We start from the raw sequence: 23,078 nt of genomic DNA, 5'->3' as shown, positions 1-23,078 counted from the left end.
TCAATGTTCCTTATTCTTATATAAATTAGCTGCTTTATCAGCATCATACCACCAACTATCCACGCCTATTGCATAAGGGGGTTGGATGTCTGGTTGCCCAAATTTATTCCAGTAAGCATAAAATGTTTGGCTATTATACCACATGGGGATCATGGGGTATTCTTGAGTAAGAATACGATCAAGCGCTCGTCCTAGTGGGATTAATGCTTCTTGATTATCGACATTCTTGGTGATTTCGGCGATGATACCGTCAATGGCTTGATTATGTAAACCTGATCCATTCCATGACGAATTAAGATATTCACTCCCCCAAAGAATCATCAGATCTGACGTTGGATAATTCACTGCCCCATAATTACGAGCCATCATATCATAATCACGTTCACGCATACGGCGTAAGTGTTGAGCCGAATCTAACAACGTAATTTTCATATTAATACCTAATTTTGCTAAGCTTTGCTGAAATGGAATAGCATATTTAATATCTTCACCAAGGTAAGCAATAAGTTCAAATTCAAACGGTTGCTTAGTTTTTGCATTGACAAGCACGCCATTTTCAATTTTCCAGCCAGCTTGATTGAGTAATTGGGCTGCTTTTAATAAATTTTCACGATTAAAACCCTGACCATCACTTTTAGGCAATGAATAAGCATCATCAAAAGCACGTTCAGGGATAATATCTTTATAGATATTCAGCCATTTTAGCTCCTGTTCGGTAGGGGTTCCTTTTGCAGCATAAATTGTATTTTCAAAAAAACTGGTCGGTCTTTTATAACTGTTATAGTAATAAGCACGATTTAACCATTCAAAATCGAATGCTAACGTAATCGCTTCACGAACTTTAATATCTTTAAACAGATCTTTTTGTAAATTAAAGGCTAACCATCTGGTGTCGGTTGCAGTTTTTATCGGCTTTTCCTGCTTGATGATATCGTTTGTGTCAAAATAATGACCTTGATATTGCGTAAACCAATTTTTAGGTTGGGACTCACCCCGAAAATCATATTCACCGGCCTTAAAGGCTTCTAATGCAATACTGCTATCCATATAATATTCTATGCGTTTTTCATCAAAATTATCTAAACCTCGATTAACGGGTAAATCTTTCGCCCAATAATGAGGATTACGGCGATAAATCACGTATTGCCCCATTTTATAATCACTAATAAAATAAGGCCCACTCCCAACCGGTGGGGTCGTTAAGGGTTCTGAAAAATTATGATGTTGCCAAAAATGTTTTGGAATAACGCGCATATTGCCGACAAATGAAAGTAATTTTTCACGATCGGATTTTGGCAATTCAATACGAACTCGATAAGTATCTAAGGCCTTAACCGTCACGCCTTGATTATAGACTTTATATTGAGGCACACCTTCAGTCATAAATTTATTAAAGGTGAATTCCACATCTTCAGCAGTGATTGGCTGATCATCTTGAAAACGCGCATTAGGATTAATTAAAACTTCAGCCCAACGATAACTATCAGAATAAGTAATCGACGTTGCTATCAATGGATAAAAACTGGTGATATCATCTGCAGTATTCGTAAAAAGGGTATCATATAGTGCACCTGAATTTTTTTCGGGCTCACCACGACTGGCATAGCGATTGAAATTATCAAAGGAACCAATCTCAGCTAGTTTAATAATTCCACCTTTTGGCGCATTTGGATTCACATATTCTAAATGTTCAAAATTGTCAGGATATTTAGGTTCGCCTAATAACGAAAAAATAGTTTTATGATAAATCTGTTCGCTCGTTTGAATGACGTTACGCACTGCCATTTGCTGACGACTATCCGAAGACTGCTCAACAGCTTGTGACGCTTGTTGCGTTGTTTTGTCTTCTGTTTGATTGGCATTAACAGATTGAGGAATAATGACAAATCCACTCATACAACAAGCAATGAGTACTGATTTTATTTTGGGTTTGATTTGACGAATCATCCTAATTTAATTCCTGTTTTAATCAATTTTAAATTTATTTGTTAGCGCAAAATTTTATTGTCATCGATAATGACTAAAATTATTTACCCTCATTAGTTAAAATATTCTATTTTGCCAAACTTCAATTAAGTGAGCAAAATCTAAATATTAGCACTAAATTCACCCAGTACAACCACCATTATAATCTGACTAATTAATTAATCATCAAAAAAGTTTAACATTTACTTTATGTTTCAGTATAAAAGATTTTGTTTCATTTTTATACTAAACAGTATTATATTAACAAACTAAATTTTTCGAAATTTAATGAAAATTATTAAGTTAAATAAGCATAAATAATAAAACGGACAAAACAGTAGCAAAACAATCAAGGAATACATTTAGTGACTCAGCCATTTTATCAATATTGGGGCAAATGCCATCAAAGTTCTGACAACAGTAGTTATCACTTACTTGCTTACCATAATTTAGATGTCGCTGCATGTGGTTATCAAATAGTTAAACAAAATTTATTTAATTCATCACAATTATTTGAACAAATTGGCTTTTCTGCAAAAGATGTCGATCAAGCAGCGCTTTGGTTTGCTTATTTTTTGGCTTGGCATGATATTGGTAAATTTGCGAATGGATTCCAAGCATTATTTAAACACAATCATCCACAGCTTGTCAGCGTCGATCCATCTAAAAGCTATTATTCCAGACATGATTCGCTTGGTTTTTGGTTATGGAATAAATCACTTAAACACCAACCAAATGTTAAGCTTGAACAACATAGTGAAGATATTGATGATTTATTTGACACATGGCTGCTTATTATGACGGGACATCATGGCAAGCCACCAGAACGAGGTGCAGATGGCAATTTATCATTTAATGAACAAGATAAACAAGCGGCTTTAGACTATATTATCGCACTGAATCAATTGTTTATTGTCGATAACAATTTAGCACACTATCCTTGTCATTTTTTTGATAAAAATTATCATAAAAAATTAAAACAAATAAGTTGGTTAATTGCGGGTTTAACCGTAATTAGTGATTGGCTTGGTTCAAATGAACAATTTTTTCCGTTTTGTTCACAGCCCATGCCACTTGATGAATATTGGCACAATCATGCGATGTTGAAAGCAGAAAAAGCCATTGCCACTTTACCAACAGCATCGCCAATCACCCCTTTTAGTGATATTAAAAATTTGTTTCCTTTCATTGAAAAACCAACACCACTACAGCAACAAGCGTTAACCTGTCAACTTTCTGATAATGGTGCAGAGCTTTTTATTATGGAGGATGTGACGGGTGCAGGAAAAACGGAAGCGTCAATGATTTTAGCACATCGGCTTATGACAGCTAAAAAAGCACAGGGTATCTATATTGGCTTACCAACGCAAGCAACAGCTAATGCTATTTATCAGCGTACCGCTCAAGTCTACGAACAATTATATCAAGCTGATAGCCATCCTTCGCTGGTACTGGCTCATGGGTCTAGCTATATGAATCCGCATTTTACTCAAACAATTTTAAATCACGATGAAATTAGCCAGCAAAAATACCCTAAAGGTGAACAATCGGTGAGTGGAGAATGTAATGAATGGTTTGTTGATACTCGAAAAAAATCGTTATTAGCTGAAGTTGGGGTTGGCACGTTAGATCAAGCGTTAATGGCAATTATGCCTTTCAAACATCAATCGTTACGTTTATTAGGATTACGCCATAAATTACTGATATTAGACGAAGTTCATGCTTATGACAGTTACATGGTAAAACTACTCGAAAACCTATTACATTACCATGCGTTACAAGGTGGCAGTGCTATTATTTTGACAGCAACATTACCTTTATTTCTGCGTCAAAAACTACTCGATGCCTTTTATAAAGGCTTAACTGGCAACAAACAAGTTTTAGAATTAGAACAGTCATTACCTTTTCCACTTATGACACAGCTTAATCATAACGGCTTAGTTAAACAAGCGATTGAAACCCGACAAGAAGTTAAACGCCAAGTAAATATCGAATGGATTAACAATATTGAAGCAGGTATAGACAAAATCAGCAAAGCAATACAACAAGGTAAAATTATTTGCTGGATCAAAAACAGTGTACAAGATGCAATTAGTCTATATCAACAAATTCAACTCAATTTACAACTGGATCATACACAAATCCTACTTTTTCATAGCCGTTTTGCGTATTGTGACCGTTTGGAAATTGAAGAAAAAACATTACAATGGGCTGGAAAAACATCGAATCATCAAATTCGTGCAGGAAAAGTCATTATAGCAACACAAGTGATTGAACAATCCTTGGATCTTGATTTTGATGAAATGATCAGCGATATTGCCCCGATAGATTTATTGATACAACGAGCTGGACGTTTACAACGCCATATTCGTGACAAACAGGGTAATATCAAGCCATATGATGTAAAAAATCAATCGCTAGATGAACGCCATCCCCCTACCCTAACCGTGCTTGCCCCAGATTGGCAAGCTGAACCTAACGCGAATTGGCTTGACGATCCAGCCTTTCGAAATACCAGTTATGTTTACGCTAATCCAGCTCATTTATGGTATACCCAAAAAATACTATCCGAGCAAGGTTGCATCAAAATGCCGGATGATGCAAGGCAATTAATTGAATCCGTTTATGAACAAGATCCTGTACCACCAGCAGGATTACAAAAAGACTATTATGGTGCTCAAGGGGCTAATTTAAGTAAATCGTCAATTGCCAATCAAAGCGTATTAGATTTGAATGCAGGTTATAAGCGTGATTTAACAAATGGATGGGATAGCGAAGTCGAAGTAGTGACTCGTTTATCAGAAGATAGCGTTGATATCTATTTAGCTTATCAACAAAATGGAAAAGTTATTCCTTACTGTGGTAATGCCGAATATGCCTGGGAGCAAAGTCGAATTTCGCTAAGACGTGCCAAATGGGAAAAAATCAAAAATCAGATCCCTCAACTTGATCAAACGAGTTTAGAAAAACTCAGACAACAAATACATAGACCAACAGCGATAATTGTTTTACTCAATGAAAAATCGGAATTTTATTCTAAAGAATTGGGGTTTATCTAGGAAAAATTTTTATTCGATAACGGTACTTATTCATTATTTACGTTTTTTTTGATAACTATCTGTTTACTGATCAAAATAGGTAAAAAGGAAGAATGTATTAATTGTTTAATTTTTTTAGCGATAGGATTCGTAGGATATTTTAGGATTATGGTTTTAAAATTTATTTTATGTAAACCTTTTCATGATAGCTTTTAAACTACCCATTGCTGGTCATGAGTATTTTTATGTGTATAAGAAGCGACTAAAATCAGTTACGATATTGTTTGATGCAATAGATGATATTTTGTGTGTAAAAAAGATTGTTAATTGAATGTTTGATACCATTAATCATAAATTTCACTGTTATTTTAACCAACAAAGTTAATCCTTACTTTTAAGGATTAACTTTTTAGTTTTAGTTAACAGTCATTATCAATTTTTGGTTGTTTAAATTGAAAGTTTGCTGTTTATATTTTCATGTCAGAAATCAGTTCTGAATTAGCTTAATTTTCATCTTTCCAACATTTTTTGGTAATTGGGTAATGTTTAAAATAACCATAACCAAAATTTATTTTTTCCATATGCCCTTTATTTCCTTGACTCTTCCATGCATCATATTCTTTTTTCGGATTTTTTCCTCTAATTATTATCGCACTGTAACCTCGTCGCCAATCTTTGTTTGAGTAATAGGTTCCATCACAATGATAAGTAGGTAGTTTGATATCAGAATAGGCATGGTTGGCTAATGCTTCACAGTAATCTGGTAATTTTGCAATGGTTCTTATACTATCCCCTTTTTTATCTTGCAAGTTGTTTAATTCGTCAGCTGTACAATCTGTTTTTTGGTTTGGAATAATATCGTTGACTAGGTTATTTAAATTTTGGTCATCATTATCAACCGGACACATTGCTAAAAAAGATTTTCTTGCTGTTAGCGTTTTTGTCCAATTGAAAATTCCTCTGGTAATTACTTTTATTGAGAAGAATTTTTTAAGATAAGATGTACATTCACTCGGTCTTGTTACTGAAGATAAACATAAAATAACACCACAAGCTATTGCTTGGTCATTAGAAAGATCTTTTTGGTTTATATTAAATCGATTTTTTTTGTCATTAGTAAAATGAGTCAGGTTATCTGATATTCCCACGTTTTCGCGATAGTCTATATCGTTTGTGTTAGCAGGACTTGAGCTTGTAACTATTTTTGATTCTTTAGTTTCGGCAAGCCTATCGATTATACTTCTGTCATCTTCTTTTAAAGATGGGTTGTTTTTTTCAATGAGTTGTATTTTCTCTTTTAGATCGCTAGCTTTGAGCTGATCTGTTGGCGATATATGTTCTTTTGACATAATTGTTTTATATTCAAACCGGTATCTATCTAAGTCTTCTTTTTCATCAGCAAAACTGTTTAATGAAAAAAAAGCAGTCAATATGATAATTGTCTTGAAATAGTTTATTTTTTTCATAATATTACCTGCTTTTATAGTAATTGAATGTTATCAATTTTGTTTTTTGATATACATTTGTGTTTCATTGTTTTGTTCATTGAATAACATCTTTTAATACGCTTATTATTCGTTATTTTTAGATGTTATCGCTGGTTTTATTTAGTTTTATTATTTTATTGTTTTCCTATTCCCATGTTATTTTTTAATAACATATGTTTTACATTTTATTTTGATTTTACAATCTTATCCCCCTGTTTTCCTGAAAATATAAATGTGACAAATTCATTTTTATCAACCATTTCTTCTGTTACAAATTGGCATTTAATCCCTATTTTTCTGAAATAATTTTCATAGAGATAAATATTTTTTTTGTTGCCAATTATTTTTATTGAATCGGCATGAGTTGCTAAAAAAATGACAGTTATTTTGTCTGACTCTTTAATTGGCGCGCCTACTACAGTATAAATCACTGATTTATCTTTAAAGTCTTTGATAATTTGTTCATTAGGTGATAGTCGACTTGTCGGATATCGAAATAGTTGATCTTGATATACAGATTTATAGTTGTCACTATTCAATTTAGGTGGTTTAGGTGGAGTTGAACAACCTGTTAGGTATCCTATTAATATAATTAATAACCCTTTAATTAAATAACTTTTCATAATCGACATCCTTAAAATAGACTTCTGTAATTTTTCTTGAACCAGAAAAAGCTGACATTTGAATGACTACATCAATTGATAACCCTATCATTTTAGCAACAGTTTTATCACTTAATCCTACGGCTTTAGGATTTTCCATTACATTAGTCACCATTTTTTGAAAAGTCATTTCAACTGTAGGTGAATGATAAGAACATAGTGTTCCATTGTGGCCACTACCAATTACTTTGATGAGATCTAAGGCGACTTGATCTCGTATTTCAGCCAGTAGAATTCTGGTTGGTTTTAATCGTAAACATGCTTTTAATAATTTTGATGGCGTTACCGGATCTTCTTCTTTGTATTGGCTATCATAGAAAAGTTGGGCATAGTTACCATGATTAAAAAAGGCTAACTCTTCTGTATCTTCGATAGATATTAACCGTGCATTTAATGGTATAAACTCCATTAAGCTTTTCATAAAGGTCGTTTTTCCCGATCCTGTTTCACCACAAAAAATGATGTTTTTACCTACAGCTACGGCTTTTTTTATAAAATCGACGAAATTTCTGCTAAGATAAAGTTCTTTTAACTCTTCATCATCTCTACTTTTATCACCAAATGCTTTGATATCATTAAATAAACCTTGTTCAACATACTTTTGATACGGTACATTGGTTTTATGATTTTTTCGGATATCTACAATTAAGTTTTTAGATGCGGGTGCATAAACTAATTGTATTCTTTCACCACTGATTAATGTCCCACTTAAAAAGGGGTTAGTTTCACCTAATTTTGTATTATTGTAATTTGCCGCGGTCGTCGCAAAAGATTGTAAAAGTGAACCTGGTTTTTTTATATCGTTTTCAATCGATTCTTTTTTTATCCATTCATCGTCGGTTGTTTCAACCCACAATGCACCATCAGGATTGACACAAATTTCTTTTATTTTCGGATCTGATAGGTATTTTCCAAATAAAACTTCTGTATTTTCCCAAAAAATAGTATTCATCATTTTCTGTACTCTAATTTATAAACATCACTAAAATCAATATCTTGGTTAGTGTAAATACCAACACTATCACCATGATTACGATATATTGTTGGTGGAATATCAACATTTTTCTCAATTATCGATTTAGCAACATCCGTTCCACCTTGAGTGGTATTATTTAAATCAGTAAAAGTGTGTTCTTTTTGTAATCGTGATGCAGCAGCACTTGACAGATCACTCATCAAAGAAACTAACACAGCATTACCAAAACGAGTCCAAAAATGATTATCAACCCAACCACTAATACCTTGGCCACCTAATACATCACTCGCCCCTGAATCAATTCTTATTATTAAATTATTGGGTGTTCTGATCTCTTCCCATAAAACAAACACTCTATCGTCACCTTGATTAACACTGGCTCGTCTGAAGGCTCCATTAACTATTGAACCTTTTTCTATGAGTAAGGTCGTGCCATTTGCCGAATAAACATCATCACTGATAATGCATCCAACATCACCACTAATTTGGCTAATCAATGCTGTCCTTAATGAGCATTTAATAAATGTTCCCCTGTAAATTGATAAATTAGGGTTAAGTTTTAATACTTCCGCCTTAACAATCTTGGTACCTTGTTTGTTTTTTTCGTTATCGACAGAACTTTGTTGTTGAGGTATTGGTTGAACTATTGGTTGAGTTTCTTGTTGTTTTACATCTTTATCATCACCTTTAGCTAATCCAAAACGCCCTTTTATAATTACGGGTTTTGACTCTACTTCAACTTCATTTGGGATTGGATTTTCTGGATCAACACCATTTTCTGGATCATTCGGGGGTACAAGATTATCAGGATTTCTAGTATTTCTTGTAATATTAAATGATCTATTATCAACAGTAACAACTTCGGGTTCTCCTTCATGTCTATCTGCTGTTAATGATGTTTTGAGCGATAAGATTCCCTTTGCTAACATAAATAACACAATAGCGATAACAATCATCAACATGAAAATTGTTTTAAATGATATTCCTTTTGATTTTTTCTCATTTTTCAATTCATCAGCGATATTCGATTTCAAATTTTCTTCATTTGACTCCATATTATTTTGATTGACACTCATTTTCTATCCTTACTGGTTGATCACTCTGATTACATTATCGCTTATTGTTGTTTTATATTCTGGTTTATAGGTTCCGTAAGACTGATTAAAAATCCCAACAACCTTGTTACCATTTCTTAAAATTAATTTTTCTGCCACTTTATGAACCACTAACGTTCGGTAATTATTTAATACATCGGCTCGCATATTGTAGGTGAGCATTTCTTCTGATTTATTTTTATTCACCAAAAATACACTTGGGATCTCTTTTTCATTGGAAAACCCTAAAAAGGTTAGTATGCCATCATCATAAACAAAATCCGGTACAATACTTTCACTTCCTTTATTAACAGATTTGTAATAATTCCAGTTCACAGGTGTACTTAACTTTCCTAATGATTTTGTTATAAGTTGTTTATTTTTCTCTTCTTGATATATTTTTGCTTTTCTTATATTTTCATTTTTTATGGCTAAGGCTCTATCTTTCGGATAATTAAAGCGTACAATGAATGAATTATTATCTTGTTTTTCATCTATCATTAATTGGAATGAGTATTCCCTTTTATCGGTAATCACAATTAAATTGGTATTCCAATCTGGTGATGATGGTTTATAAAATGTCCCTTCCCCATTGTCGATAGGTTTGGGCATTATGATTAAATAATTATTTTGTATTTTATGTTGCCAACCCTCTTCAAAACCGGTGGTTACATATTGTATGTATTCATTATCTGAAAATTTTATGGTTGTGGTGTAACCATCTACCGCAATGATTTTAGTTACATCATCATTATTATAGTCAAGCTCTCGAACACGATAATCAAAATTAGATTTTGGGGGATCGGTTTCGGAATATGCATTAAACGTGATTAATACTATTAAAAATGTAATCAGCTTTTTCATTAAAATTACCTATTTTCTGTATCGACGGTGTAAGATAATATTTGAAATCCTAACGGATTGGACGTTCTATGATTTAACGCTAGTGATAAATTTGGTTTATAGTCATATGCTATGGTAGCAAAAATTCTTTTGCTCACTCTTTCATTGTTAGCAAGGTTTACCCTTGTCAATTCTGCCCGTGCAATTGCAGTCTTCGTGTTAGTCTCTCCTTCACTTACCCCTAAATTTATAGACAAAATTTTTACTTCGATAGCATAACCATCCCCATACAATTTGTAGGGTGCATTATCTGCGTTAAATAAGCCGATGTACTGCCGATTAACATTTGCTGATCCATATAATTGCACTCTTTCATAATCTTGTTGAAGAGTTTCATAAACATATTTTTCACGTAATTCAATATAATGAGCTATCCAAAATCGATCGAGTGCTTCATCCGGCGTAAAGGATTGATCCGTTAAGGATGGAATAATATCAGTATAGCCTGTATTGCTATCGACTCGAATAACATAGGGTTGAGTCTCTTTCAATGGTAATAAAAATGCAAATGACCCCGTTAACACTAGCGAATATAAGATAAAAATACTTGCTACTATCCATGCTAATTTTTTGGATTTTTCCTGATTCTGGATAATATTTTTTTCGAAAGTTAGACTTTCTTTTGTAAGTTCATCTATAACATGTATACTTTTTTTGTCTGACATTTACTTCGCCTTTATATTTTCTATTAGTTGATAAGTAATAATGTCACTATTTACTGCTTGTAATTGGTTATTTTCAAGAGGAACAGTATTTTTTCTTTTAACACAGCCTACCACTAACGTTAAAAATAATAGAGAAATTATAATTATTTTCATTTTTTTTCCATGTTTAATTATTTTTTGAATCATAATGCTGCTACCTTAGATGCGACATTGGCTGTAGTTTTAACTGTGTTAACAGCTCCATCCCATGCATTCAGAATTGAACCACATGTAAACCCTGTAAATGCTTGAGCTAACTTTTTTACTTCTGACATAACATAATAAAAGAAAATGGCAAAGAATAAACATGCAGCACAAATTACTCGGTATGATTGGGGATACTTACCTATGGAATCGCAAAGTGTTTTTAAAAATCCTGACATTAATGACATCATTAATCCAGATAATACCATTGTAATTATAGCCCCGACTACTGCAGACAGCCATCCTTCAAACACTTTTTTGGTATTTTCAAATGATAACGACAAAATTGCCAGTGGTGTAAAGAGCAAAGCAAACGCCAAAATAATTTCAGATGTTAATAATGCAAAAAGACAACTTCCTGCCATAATGAAGAAACATGCCCAGAAACTTACTGCAATAAAAGGACGTTCAAACATAAATGCTTTTTTAATGATCGGTTCTATGGCATTATTAAACTTATCTGTTTGACTATCTAGTTGTGCAATTGCTCCTCCCTTTTCTACTAAAACACCTTTAACTTCTTTTATTATGTCTAGAACTGTTTTTATCCACCCATCAGCATCAAAAGCAATACTCGTTACAATAGAGATTATTAATATTTTATGAATGTGTTCTCCAAGCCTGAAAGGCCTACTCCCCAGCGCAATTTCAATACTTTTATAGGTTACCCATAACAACATGATACTTCCGAATATTTCACTGATTGCACTCACCAATTCCGTAATTTTGGGGGCGGTAACTGCTGCAAGCGACTTATCAACAAACTTCTGAAGTGTAGTAAATACTCCTGCCATTTTTAATTTTCTCCAACCCTATAAGACTATTTTATAATGTAATATTAGCCTATTAGGCATTCCCCAAAAATCTTAAAATATTATCAATATATGTATTGTTAACAACGCAAATAAGCTAAATAATTGAAGAAGACCTAATTATTTTTTTAAACTTTTTTAAAAACCATCAAAACTAACATTACGATTGTTTCTATCTAACTCATCCTGAAAGAACTGAAATGTTGGTGTAGTCGGTCGTAATTCTATTTCATCGATAATTTGCTCTCTTTGCTTATTTATCAATTCTTGATTAGATTCATATTGTTTTTGTGTAAGTGCTAGTTTTCGATCTAATAATGCTAATTGGTTGTTATATAATGTGATTTGATTATTGATATCTGTACTGTTTTTAATATTTTTAGATTGTGCGACTTCATCGGCTAGTTTTCCTATTTTTTCCGAAATGACATTTATTTGTTCATTAACTTTTTCCATTGCAATATAGTTAGCCGCTAAGTTCAAATTTTCCGATTTACAAAGATTAATCAGCTCTTTAATGTTATTTCCACATCGACCATTAATATCTAATTTTGATGCTAATGCATTAGATTCTTGTGAAAATTTTCCGCTAATTATTGCGTTATAGTCAGGCATAATTTTATCAATGGCATTAATATCTTTAAGTAAGCTTTTAACATTAAAATTTCGAACTTGATCTTCGATACCTCTTAAAGTACCCAGTTGTTCCTGACCTAAAGTAAGATTACTATTATGAAAACTGTTTGTTGATTGCCATTGTTGTAGTTTTTCTTGCCACTCATTGAGTGCTCTTATACTGGCAGCACCATCAAATACAGGAACACCTCCAGATAATGCGTTATAAGATATAAAGCATAAACTTAACATTAATAATTTTGTTTTTTTCATTGTTTCCTCTCCCTTTATTGATTTATATTTTCAGCTTGTAATAAATGACCTAATTTTTTAATCCAGATTTGAGGGTCATCTGTTTCTGCTATTAGTTTATCGGCGACTGCTCGTTCTGATGAACCAATGCTCAATATACGTAAATTCTCACCTAGGCAACCTAAATTTAATCGACAAACGATACTTTCAGGTTTTCCGGTATCGACACTGGTTTTTTTCACTAAAAATTCTCTATCTGCTTTTTTCAAAGTCTTTAGCAATTGAAACTCTTTTTCAGTAAATTTTAGACGTTCAATAAAATAATCTTCCCGATATACTTTTTCTGGCATAACTATTTTAGTTTCTGTCTGTGTTAGTAGTACTTTGTATGTTTTGGTATGTTCAATCGAAGTCAGATCTTGCGTTGCACCGCCAATAAATCCTTGTAATTTACGGATAACCCTAAACAGATCATCGATCATGTTGTCAACCGTAGGACATTCTGCATATTTTTGTATTTCGTCGATAAAAACACCAATCCGTTGACCATTCAATAACAATTTTATTTTATGGAGAATGTAAAACATTAACGGATCTAAAATTTCCTTATCATCTAAAAACTCTGTACCATCAATGCCAAAAGTATTGTATTTTTCGATATCAAGATCATCTATTTCATTATCAAATACCCAACCTAAAAAACCATTTCGGCTCCATTTTTGCAGTCTTTCATGAATTGATTTTTCTCGTTTATCCTCTGCCTGCTCTATGTCCAATGTTTGAAGTAATAAAGAAATACCAAAACTTCTTTTGCTTCTTTCTCGGGACATGACTTGATTAACGGCTCTATATATCTCTTTATCTTGTAATACAGATACAGGGCCACCGTCTAATGAGCAAAGTAGTTTTATGAATGAAACTAAAAAATTAATGTTTTCTTGCGTGCTTTCAAGCGCAAAAGGATTTAGATTGGTATTGAAACCTTTTCTGAGACTAATGTATTTTCCACCTAAGGCTAACATATGCATCTGAACAGCCCTATCTTTATCAAAATAGATAAATCTAAATTTTTTGGTTTGTTCTAATACATTGGTTTTAAACGATGTTGGACTATTAAATTTTAAACTTTGTTCCAATATCCAGGATGCAAGAACCGTTTTACCGGCGCCTGTTCCACCAATGATCATGAAATTTCCGACTAGATCTTTACCTAAATCATTAGTAAATGCGTTTTCTTCATGAATATTGAAATAATAGGGTTGTCCGCCTCTAGTTTGTAATACCGTTAACGCATCTCCCCAACAATTGCCGATTCGTTTACCAGCTAAAAAATTGTGTAATCCCGTTGTTCCTGCAAAATTTTTACTGGTGATTTCAACGACGCGTGTTCGATATTTAAAATTTGAAGGCAACTGCGCAAAGAAATTAGGTTTTAATGATATTGTGCTATCTTGTGCAATAAACCCTTTATTATTTAGCGATTGTATAATTTCTTTTGATTGGTTTTGGACTTGCTCAAACGTATTGGCACGAATAAATACGTTAAAATGGTATTCTCCAATCGAAATATTACCACTTGCTAAATCATCAATAAATAAATTAAGAGTCATAACTTGAGACACACCATCATCGTTTGATGATTCAAATTGATTTTTCTTCCTTTTTATTAAATCCACTCCTTTTTTGGCTGATAAAATAGAAAAGGATTGCGTTATACAAATATCTATCGGTAAAGCGAGAAGAAAATCAAAAATACCTTGATTGGTTTCGTTGGAATAAGTTTTTATTTCAACGCATTTTATGTATTTAGTTTGATTATTTGACTTTGCGATAACTGTCTGTTCACCAAAATAATAATCAGACGTGGCTAATAGGTTGGATAACCTTGTCGGTTCGATTATTATAGGTCGATCAATACCACTTAATATTAAGTTATATAATTCAATCAATTCTGAATAAACATAGTCATTTTTCCTATATAACCCTAGTCGCCTTGAGCCAAATTCAGATAATCCTTTATCAAATCTGAAACAAAGATCTTTCATTTGTAATAAGTTATTATCAATGAAATCTTGTTTTTCTTTGATATTAATCGATTTTTTCCCTATCAATTTTGTAATTATACTGGTAATGAAGCTATCTGCTTTATCTTGTAAATCCGCGCCTTTCATCACCAAAGAAACATAAATAAAAGTCTCTTTATTCTGCTGACTTTTTAGGTAATCGAGATATCGATTATTATTTTGTTCAGCAAACCAAAACCCCGTAAAATCACCGCCTATTTTGATATCTGTATTTTTTTTGATGACATTTACATATATTGCTATGTTTTCATTTGAAAATGAGCGAATAAAATTATCAAGTTCATTTTTTCTGATATCAAGTTCATCATCACCTTTTGTTTCAAAGGAAATACCTTTTACTTCCCATGTTGCCACTAAATCACCATTTTTGTTAATAATAATGTGATTATCGATATGACTTGAGTAAGGTATGTTTTTTTCGATAGTTGAAAAATGTTTTAAATTAATATTATTATCCACTTTTATTGCCCGATAAGACGATGATGTTACATAATCTATATTATTGCCATATAGCTTTTTACTTTGTGACAAACTGGTCGTTCCGCTTGAAACCAATAATTTCTTTCCCAATATAGAAAAAAACATTTCATCCTTTTTATTTAAAGCAACACAGGTAATAAAAAGGAAAATACCTAAACCGACAAAAAAGTATGAAATAAACATACATAGCATTACAGTTATCCAAGCGATAAATATGATTAACTGTAACGGTAATCCCAACACTAGTGCGGGTCTGGTTAATGCCTTGTATAAAATATCTTTTTCCATTTATTTGACACTTTTATTTTTAAAAGAAAATACCTATTAATTCTGCCGCTCCACCTGCAAATGCAACTCCAATCACCCATTTAGAACACTCCTCCCAAGTTTTTGATCCTCGCCAAACTAAAACACCAACAATGAGTCCTGTTATAAGAAATACAACCCCTACAATGGCATGTATCGAAGTTTGCAAATTTTTCATACCACTTTCGGTTTTAGAAAGTCCGACAGCAAAACTTGGATTAGTAATCAAAATCCCGATTGACAACCAAAATAACTTTTTAATTAATTTCATTTTTTATCTCCATTAGTTCATATTGATCGTTTTTTTCAAAAACGATTCTTTTTTCTTGTGATTAGAAAAATTTTTTACTTGATTAGTATTTTTAACATTTGATGATCTGGCAACTTGTGTTGATGGTTGATTTTGATGATAATTTTCAACTTGATTTTTGAGTTGATAAAATTGGTCATAATCAAAATTGATGACAACATTTTCTTGCTTGTTAGCATAAGATGTTAAAAATCGTTCAACATAACTATTATTAAAATCACGTTTGAAACCGGTTTTATCATTGCCACTGTAATAACAGCTCAATGCTTTCCCTATATCTTGATAATTTGAGTAACAATCTTTTAATATGACACTTGATAATTTGATGTTGTTACAAGGCTCTACCGCGTCAAGAACAGGAATATTAAATCGATGAAGATTTTTGATATTGATTTGAGCAAGACCTACCGAATAATTTTTGTTTCTTTTTTCTAAATCATTAATAGTGTGCCAAAAATCATTTAAAGAAGTAGGTTGAGGAACAGAAGCGCCCACAACACCTATAGCATAAGGGTTATAACCGCTTTCTAATTGAATTAATGGTTCTAATAAATCAGAACTTACATTTAAAGCACAAGCTGTTAAAAGCGTAACTAACTCCACTTCCTCATTTCCTTCTATTCCTAATATAATGATATACGATTACAAATTATTGTAATTTTTTATTATTTTATTTTTTGTTTATAGTTATTTGATTTTTATTAATTTATTTTCAAAATCGCACAAATCGCTAATTGAAACGAATTTGTAAAGATGGGTCGTACTATAATAGCTATTTTCGATATTTTCAGTTCTAATTTAGTAAATTTTGTAATTATAATTGTTGTTTGTTAATTATTATCTTTACGAAATATAACGATTTTTTTTGGAAAAAGATAACCAAAAACTAGACAGAATAAGCTTTTCTCTATAGTTATTGAAACGTAAAAATTTTTTAGTACGTACGTTACCCTTATGTTTTTTTTGAAATCGTTATCACAAATTGTTAATCTTTAATCACTTCATGATTTATAATCGTTGATTGAGCGGTAGGATTACTTTCGATGTCAATCATTATTTCATCAGACAGGTTTTTATCTTTTTTAAGTTTGGATGCTAAAAAATCTTCTAATCCTGTAGTTTGATTAAGTAATTCTTTATCGACAGTGGTCTCATTTTTTTTCTGTTTTTTGACTGGTTGTTTTTCAACCTTGTTTTTTGGTGTTGTTTTTTTGTAGGTAAGTTCCAATCTAGGTGCTATCTGTAATACTTTATCTAATTTAGATACGATTATTGGGCTACTGTAAGCTAACTTAGGCAAGCCTTCTAATCCGATAATTAAGCCGCAGCGTTTCGGCAAATTCTGTATAACACTCGTTTCAATATAATTGGCTTTTTGTTTAAAGATGGTTGTTTCTTTGCTTGCCATTTCTACGTTTGCATCATTTAAGCTTAAAGTTCTTCTTTCTACATCTTTTAGCGTTTCTGAAGTTAAATTACTTGCCCATTCCGCACTATCTTTTATATCAAGTTTATATATCCATCTTAGTCCAACATTGTCGAGCATGATATTTTTGGTCGATGCAGGATCAAGATCTTGGCTTGCCCCAACTAAATCACCTAACGATTGGTGAGTATAGATAATATTTGCTTTTTTATCTCGTATTGTTCCCATCATTTCTAACGTGTTTTTAGATAAAATATATCGAACTTCATCAAGCATGATATTAATGTGTGTTAAATCTTGTTTTCTGTCCCTTTTTTCGATGATCTGCGTTATTCTTAACAGCAACATTTTTTGTAACATAACAACATTTTCATCTCTTAACGATCCTGTTATATATAACATGCCGGGTTTATTGCCAGATATAATGTCTTTTAAGTTAATTCCTTTATCAGTTTGAATACACTTTAATTCAGATAATTCTTCAAGCTGACCGAAAAAACTTGAACCTTGCTGTTTTAGTTCATTAGGTAGTTTATTCCATTTTTCCATAATCGTGTTGATGTTGATATTATCTGGTTCATCCTCAAACTGATTAGCCAATTCACGACATACTTTTCTATCACCAATTTTATAAAAGTCAGCATTTGTTCCTGTTCTGCCAAGTCCAAAACCGGCTACAAATAATTCATTAAGTTCTGTGACGGTAATATCTTGGAATATATTAAATTGAGGCTCTGCATCTCGATTAAGATCTATATAAAAGAACTGATCTCTTTTTGATTTATTCTTGAAAACACTATAAGCCCATTCGTCGTTTTTAGGGTCGAACCATACGTTGAAATCATTATAGTTTTCATAACATTGGATAAATACAGATGTTGCTAATACACCTTTACCACTTCCCATTTTTCCGATTATTTGTACGTTAGTTTCATTCCATATACTTTTTTTATAAAATATGGGAGTCGATTCATCATCAATACCAAGAAATAACGAATCTTTTTGTTTCGCTTCTTGATAATAATCTGATGGATCATAAATATCGACTTCATTAAATTTTAAATCTTTAACATCCAATAAACTACCGCTTCTTAAATCAGATTTCTTAATATTTGAAATCATTGATTCATTAACTTTCTTATCTAATTCTGAAAAAAACTGTTTTGTATATTTATGATAGATAATCAGATAACAAGTTACCGCTACGACAAATGCAACAAATATCCATGCAATGCCATAAATATTATATTCACTAAAAAGATAGTATTTATAGTACTTTAAATTAATCATTTTACCTAAACCCAAAAAATAAAAAACAATATTTATTAATAAGTTAGATAGAATGATAAAACAAAAAATAATTGATAAATAGTTTAAAATAACGCCAAATAGCCTGATGAAAAAGATATTGCTGACAGGGTTATCATAATTGATATATTTGAACGCAAACTTTTTTCTTTTTTTTCCATCGACTGAAAGTTCAAACTTGCCTTCATCTCTTGTCGTAGAAATCATGCCTAATTGATATATATTTTGAGTGATTTTTAATGAAAAAAATATGAATGAAAATAGGAAGAACCAGATTAAAAATAGCATTTCTGCACTATGATAAAAGAAATTCGTTGAAAAAAAGTTCAGAAAATTGGCTAGTTTTATACTGTAAAAAGATTTCATACTTTTACCCATTAAAGATTTAAAACAATTTCAATACTGCTGTTTAATGATTTTGTTAGAACGGTTATAAACAATTGTTCATTTCATTTTCAATTTATTATTTTTTTTATTAATTATTACCAAATTGGTTAGCTAATCTATTGACGTAAGTCAGTTATTTTTTCGAAAAATAGGATAGGCATCAAGCTGTTTTTGGATAAGATTTGTGATGAAGTGAGTGATAAAGTAAATTTTAATGCAGTGAAATTTACTTATATTAACCTTTTGTTTTTCATACAATAGAGTTAATTTCTTATTGTCATTGATAAAATTACGATACGATTATTTTGCTAGATTATTAACGTATTTCAATGCTTCCTCAATAAAATGTTGTACAAGATTAGCGTATAAATGTTTGATGATTTCATCATTCAATCCGAATTCATTAGCTTGTTGTTCTCGTTTTTCAAGCATACACTCAAAACCACCACTTGCGTAAATATCAGAAGTCTTCTTTTTAAATTACTGGCTTGTTTGACCTGTTCAAATCGATATGCCAAGAATTTAATGATAGTGTTATCAATATTGTTGATTTCGTTTATAAAATCATGAATTTTTTAATAATTATTAAATTAATGATAAAGGGAACATTCAATTGTCATGAATAAGATCCTAAGGTTGATATTACTTTCATCGTACAAAAACCAATAACTTTGCAGTTGTAATTAAAAAAATTATTTGTTCAACTGATCGCTCATTAAATTTCAATTAGGGTAATATTTGGTTACGACATATATAAAAAAAGCTTATCCAATAAGGATAAGCTTATAAAGTTAGTTTGTTAGGATTTTATTGTTATTAAAAGTTGTATCGGTAACCCAGGTTGATCTGCTTTTTGTTAAACTTATTCCCTTTAGCAAAATCGACTTCACTGTAGATATGATGATTATTTTGTATGGTTGCGTTTATACCAAGTGCATTTTCAAACCAATGTCCACGATATTGATTAGATTCCTTGATATGATTTAATCGGTAAGAAGTATCACCATCAAACTCTTTAACATATCCTGTTTTTAAATAAATATTGGTTTGATTTTTGATATTCGGTATCGCATATCCCATTATGACGCTTGTACGTCCTATCAATGAGTTATAGCGATCATATTTAACTTTGAGTGCATTGCTCGCTTTTGTTGAATCAGTGCCATTACGAGTATAAACAACTTGTAGCTGAGGTTCTGCATATAACCCTTGTTTTTCATCAGAAAGGTAAAAACGTTTCCCTGCTTCTAACGATAGACTTAGCGCGTGGGTATTCCCTTTACCCGAAATATTTTTACCTTGGCTATCTCTAACATCAAATTGATTTTTTAATTTGGATAATTTGAAAATGCCGTCTAAGTAAAAATCGTTATTGGTGATATAAGTAGAATAGAGACCAACATTATAGTTTTTTCCTGAACCACTTCCTTGTTTAAAATCTTGATCTACATCATAGTAGCCAATCATACCACCTAAATAGAAACGACCATTTTCAGATTCATAAACCAGTTTATCAATACCACTTTGTAGCCCCCGATAATTCATTTTATAATCATTATAATCAACTGATGCAAATGAGTTTAATTGACCAACGACGCCTCTAATCCAAAAATCGCCTTGATGATCCGATATATTCCTTAAATCACCTATTCGTTGTAATAAAGTTTGGATATCAATATAAACAAGCATATAGTTAGTATTTGCAAAGCTTAGCGTTGCTTGAGCCGTTGAAGTTTTTGATGGTTTTGAAGGTTTCTGTTTTGAACCTGTACTATATAACTCCCAACCGCCAAGATCGTCTGAATCAGGATCAGTAATTTGTCTGAGATCATATTCATAACCACCTAATTCAACTTTATTGATTAATTTGAAATCGGCATGATTTCCATTGGTTTCAATGATATCTATTTTTTCTGTTCCTGTCGTACTTTGCGATCCATCATTTTTTACAATGACATAATGTTGCCCATTCGTCCCATCTTTATCGGTTATTATTAATTTATCTGTTTTTTGGTTAACAATATCAGTTTGGAAATAAAAGCGACTATTATTACCCGTTAGTTTATTTGTCTCTAATACAGTATAATTTGAAGGCTGGTTAGCATTTTCAAGTAATTTACCTTGCTCATCTTTCCAATTGTCGTAGCGATTGAGGTAAATTTCACTATCTTGGACATTTAAATTAGTCACATTTGAATCACGTTGAATGTACCATGTAGATTGATTATTCAGGCTTATGTTGGATTGACTTGCTTGATTGTCTTTGTCTAAGGTTTTATCCGTAAAGATACTCCCTTTTAAGATCGATGCATTAGATGTTAAATTAAAACTACTTGAAACCTTATCAGTCACTTTAGCCGTTCCACCACCATAAGTAACATTTAATAGATCGGTATTTTCAGCCGCTGTTGCCGAACTATTTTTTAATAACAGCACACCATTTTTTACTGAATCAGCCACAGTCATAGCTAAATTATTATCGTTGATATGCGATAACATACCGACATCAAGGCTGTGATCCCCGACCTGAATTAAATTACCGCTAGCATAGGTATTATTTCCATTTTTGTCACAACCACCAAGTTTACAGATAAAACTGTTATTATCACTGGTATTAATCAATTCGAACTTGCCTGATTTTCCATCACTGGTAATGTCTACATTTTCGAGCATCATATTTTGGGCAAGATCTTTTGCCGAAGAACCATCTTCATTCAGACTGTAACCATTGCCAAAATTAAAACGTATTGCAGTGGTCGCTGAATGAATCGTACTACGACCTTGTCCATCCAACGCATGCATTTTTATGCTTGCTCCATCACCAATAAGTCGAAGACCATAAGAATTTTCTGAATCTGTTTTTATATGAGTTTCACCATAAGTTTCAATGCTTGAAGACGCGAGTTCCGATCCTATTTCACCGCCATGCTTAAAGATTTTTCCATCCTTATGCATTGTCCCTAATCGACCAGCGTTAATACCATCAGAAATGCTTCCTGTAGTATGAATTTGCGTGACAAAATTACTGTGTTTGTCGTTATTTAAAATGACAGATGAACCACCCGTTGCTCGAATACCCCGTGAATCCGTTCCATTAGTCTGTATAATTAAAGATCCTTTATCATAACCTTTGGCAATAACCTGTGACTGTTCCAATGTTCGAATTGCTGAACCGGCCCGACTAGCAAGGCTACCAATTTCACCTCCAGCAAATGTGACGGTTGACCCTTTATTTTTAGTATAAACCCCCATGACATAATCTTGAGAAGAATCAGTATTAATTTTAACAAGATCAAGATCTATCGTTCCTTTGCCTTCTGCCCATATGCCGGCACTTGATCCACCAGTGTTAGAAATTGTCGCAATTGACAATCCATTATTACCTTGGATTTTTATACTACCGTTGTTGACACCAATTGTTCCATAAGGTGTTGTGGCATTTTCAACTGATAAATCTAATTTATCAGCAAAAATAGTTAATTGACCGCCAGAGCCTGCCCATAATGCATTGTTTGCATTCCAATCGTTGGTATATTTATCCTTTGATTTGATTGTCACGTTATTTGCTTTAACGGTTGCTGTGGCACCTTTTTCAACAGAAATACCTCGACCTCTTTGATTTTTATTGTCGCCTATATCGATTGTTATATCTTTTGTTGTATCGGAAGCGTTTAATAAATAATTCGCATTACTACCAGTTACATTAATTCCGTTACTATTTGACTCAATCCCAGGATTATTGATAATTAAGCTACTAGCGGTATCATGGTTAACTGTCGCCCCTGCGTTAACATTAATATTGGTAAGATTATTCTCATTCGTCTCGCAAGAGTTAGTGGCATTAATTTGACCATTTGCGATACTACATGGTAAAGCATTAACATAAGTCGCGCTGGAAAGCGTTATTAATGCTATAGTTTGATATACAACAGAAAACTTATGATTTTTCATATAAATTAATAGCCTATAAAATATTTAACCTAAAATTAAATCAAAAAAAACATGATGTAATTTTCATTACATCATGTCGTTCTATTTTTTATTTTTCATAAAAACAGAATGTCA

The 23,078-nt window shown here is 32.1% G+C and carries 17 protein-coding genes; 1 reads left to right on the top strand and 16 read right to left on the bottom strand.

What is annotated here, in order from left to right; genetic code table 11:
* Positions 1-1,785, bottom strand: a complete 1,785-nt coding sequence (locus tag ACGH46_RS09535; protein WP_411605467.1) for an extracellular solute-binding protein — start codon at positions 1,783-1,785, stop codon at positions 1-3.
* 545 nt (positions 1,786-2,330) lie between these two features.
* Between ACGH46_RS09535 and cas3 the strand changes: the two genes are divergently transcribed.
* Entirely contained in the window at positions 2,331-5,024 is a 2,694-nt protein-coding gene (gene cas3 / locus ACGH46_RS09530) for a CRISPR-associated helicase Cas3' (RefSeq protein WP_411605444.1), read from the top strand.
* 482 nt (positions 5,025-5,506) lie between these two features.
* Here cas3 and ACGH46_RS09525 read toward each other — a convergent pair whose 3' ends face one another.
* The 15 genes from ACGH46_RS09525 to ACGH46_RS09455 form a co-directional block, all read right to left on the bottom strand.
* Entirely contained in the window at positions 5,507-6,469 is a 963-nt protein-coding gene (locus ACGH46_RS09525; protein ID WP_267360845.1) for a TrbM/KikA/MpfK family conjugal transfer protein, read from the bottom strand.
* A gap of 206 nt (positions 6,470-6,675) precedes the next feature.
* Positions 6,676-7,113 carry a hypothetical protein gene (locus ACGH46_RS09520; protein WP_267360843.1) on the bottom strand — a complete coding sequence of 146 codons (438 nt, stop codon included), beginning with the start codon at positions 7,111-7,113 and terminating at the stop codon, positions 6,676-6,678.
* Positions 7,094-8,107 carry a P-type DNA transfer ATPase VirB11 gene (virB11, locus tag ACGH46_RS09515; protein WP_081299148.1) on the bottom strand — a complete coding sequence of 338 codons (1,014 nt, stop codon included), beginning with the start codon at positions 8,105-8,107 and terminating at the stop codon, positions 7,094-7,096. The genes ACGH46_RS09520 and virB11 overlap by 20 nt, the downstream gene beginning before the upstream one ends.
* Positions 8,104-9,204, bottom strand: a complete 1,101-nt coding sequence (locus tag ACGH46_RS09510; protein WP_411605442.1) for a TrbI/VirB10 family protein — start codon at positions 9,202-9,204, stop codon at positions 8,104-8,106. Before ACGH46_RS09510 ends, virB11 begins: the two co-directional genes overlap by 4 nt.
* A 9-nt stretch (positions 9,205-9,213) precedes the next feature.
* Positions 9,214-10,086, bottom strand: coding sequence for a P-type conjugative transfer protein VirB9 (gene virB9 / locus ACGH46_RS09505; protein ID WP_267351510.1), 873 nt, complete (start codon positions 10,084-10,086; stop codon positions 9,214-9,216).
* A 5-nt stretch (positions 10,087-10,091) separates the two neighbouring features.
* Positions 10,092-10,790: a virB8 family protein gene (locus tag ACGH46_RS09500; protein WP_267351508.1), complete on the bottom strand. Its 699-nt coding sequence runs from the start codon at positions 10,788-10,790 to the stop codon at positions 10,092-10,094.
* Positions 10,791-10,976, bottom strand: coding sequence for a hypothetical protein (locus ACGH46_RS09495; RefSeq protein WP_267351506.1), 186 nt, complete (start codon positions 10,974-10,976; stop codon positions 10,791-10,793).
* A complete protein-coding gene (locus ACGH46_RS09490) occupies positions 10,973-11,827 on the bottom strand; it encodes a type IV secretion system protein (RefSeq protein WP_267351504.1) in 855 nt (284 codons plus the stop codon). The genes ACGH46_RS09495 and ACGH46_RS09490 overlap by 4 nt, the downstream gene beginning before the upstream one ends.
* A gap of 156 nt (positions 11,828-11,983) precedes the next feature.
* Positions 11,984-12,733, bottom strand: coding sequence for a type IV secretion system protein (locus ACGH46_RS09485; RefSeq protein WP_267351502.1), 750 nt, complete (start codon positions 12,731-12,733; stop codon positions 11,984-11,986).
* A gap of 14 nt (positions 12,734-12,747) precedes the next feature.
* Complete coding sequence (locus ACGH46_RS09480) at positions 12,748-15,564, bottom strand: VirB3 family type IV secretion system protein (RefSeq protein WP_411605440.1); 2,817 nt, start codon at positions 15,562-15,564, stop codon at positions 12,748-12,750.
* Between the two features lie 19 nt (positions 15,565-15,583).
* Positions 15,584-15,853 carry a TrbC/VirB2 family protein gene (locus ACGH46_RS09475; RefSeq protein ID WP_267351499.1) on the bottom strand — a complete coding sequence of 90 codons (270 nt, stop codon included), beginning with the start codon at positions 15,851-15,853 and terminating at the stop codon, positions 15,584-15,586.
* 12 nt (positions 15,854-15,865) lie between these two features.
* Positions 15,866-16,495 (bottom strand): transglycosylase SLT domain-containing protein, encoded by a 630-nt coding sequence (locus tag ACGH46_RS09470; RefSeq protein ID WP_411605438.1) that lies wholly within the window; start codon positions 16,493-16,495, stop codon positions 15,866-15,868.
* Positions 16,496-16,877: 382 nt separating this feature from the next.
* Entirely contained in the window at positions 16,878-18,608 is a 1,731-nt protein-coding gene (locus ACGH46_RS09465) for a hypothetical protein (RefSeq protein ID WP_411605436.1), read from the bottom strand.
* 705 nt (positions 18,609-19,313) lie between these two features.
* Positions 19,314-19,445, bottom strand: coding sequence for a hypothetical protein (locus ACGH46_RS09460; protein WP_411605433.1), 132 nt, complete (start codon positions 19,443-19,445; stop codon positions 19,314-19,316).
* A 384-nt stretch (positions 19,446-19,829) separates the two neighbouring features.
* Positions 19,830-22,964, bottom strand: a complete 3,135-nt coding sequence (locus ACGH46_RS09455; RefSeq protein ID WP_411605431.1) for an autotransporter outer membrane beta-barrel domain-containing protein — start codon at positions 22,962-22,964, stop codon at positions 19,830-19,832.
* Between the last annotated feature and the right edge of the window lie 114 nt (positions 22,965-23,078).

This window comes from Gilliamella sp. CG22 (assembly GCF_046635725.1).
GTDB lineage: Bacteria > Pseudomonadota > Gammaproteobacteria > Enterobacterales > Orbaceae > Gilliamella > Gilliamella apicola_I.
Note: the sequence above shows the minus strand (reverse complement) of the source record. Positions and strands in the feature narration are given on the sequence as shown.

Coding starts and splice junctions, on each gene's coding strand:
- ACGH46_RS09535 (WP_411605467.1), bottom strand. CDS start 1,785: ATGGCAGTGCGTAACGTCATTCAAACGAGCGAACAGATTTATCATAAA.
- ACGH46_RS09490 (WP_267351504.1), bottom strand. CDS start 11,827: ATGGCAGGAGTATTTACTACACTTCAGAAGTTTGTTGATAAGTCGCTT.
- virB9 (WP_267351510.1), bottom strand. CDS start 10,086: ATGAAAAAGCTGATTACATTTTTAATAGTATTAATCACGTTTAATGCA.
- ACGH46_RS09520 (WP_267360843.1), bottom strand. CDS start 7,113: ATGAAAAGTTATTTAATTAAAGGGTTATTAATTATATTAATAGGATAC.
- ACGH46_RS09510 (WP_411605442.1), bottom strand. CDS start 9,204: ATGAGTGTCAATCAAAATAATATGGAGTCAAATGAAGAAAATTTGAAA.
- ACGH46_RS09475 (WP_267351499.1), bottom strand. CDS start 15,853: ATGAAATTAATTAAAAAGTTATTTTGGTTGTCAATCGGGATTTTGATT.
- ACGH46_RS09485 (WP_267351502.1), bottom strand. CDS start 12,733: ATGAAAAAAACAAAATTATTAATGTTAAGTTTATGCTTTATATCTTAT.
- ACGH46_RS09495 (WP_267351506.1), bottom strand. CDS start 10,976: ATGATTCAAAAAATAATTAAACATGGAAAAAAAATGAAAATAATTATA.
- ACGH46_RS09500 (WP_267351508.1), bottom strand. CDS start 10,790: ATGTCAGACAAAAAAAGTATACATGTTATAGATGAACTTACAAAAGAA.
- virB11 (WP_081299148.1), bottom strand. CDS start 8,107: ATGATGAATACTATTTTTTGGGAAAATACAGAAGTTTTATTTGGAAAA.
- ACGH46_RS09480 (WP_411605440.1), bottom strand. CDS start 15,564: ATGGAAAAAGATATTTTATACAAGGCATTAACCAGACCCGCACTAGTG.
- ACGH46_RS09455 (WP_411605431.1), bottom strand. CDS start 22,964: ATGAAAAATCATAAGTTTTCTGTTGTATATCAAACTATAGCATTAATA.
- ACGH46_RS09460 (WP_411605433.1), bottom strand. CDS start 19,445: ATGCTTGAAAAACGAGAACAACAAGCTAATGAATTCGGATTGAATGAT.
- ACGH46_RS09525 (WP_267360845.1), bottom strand. CDS start 6,469: ATGAAAAAAATAAACTATTTCAAGACAATTATCATATTGACTGCTTTT.
- ACGH46_RS09465 (WP_411605436.1), bottom strand. CDS start 18,608: ATGATTAATTTAAAGTACTATAAATACTATCTTTTTAGTGAATATAAT.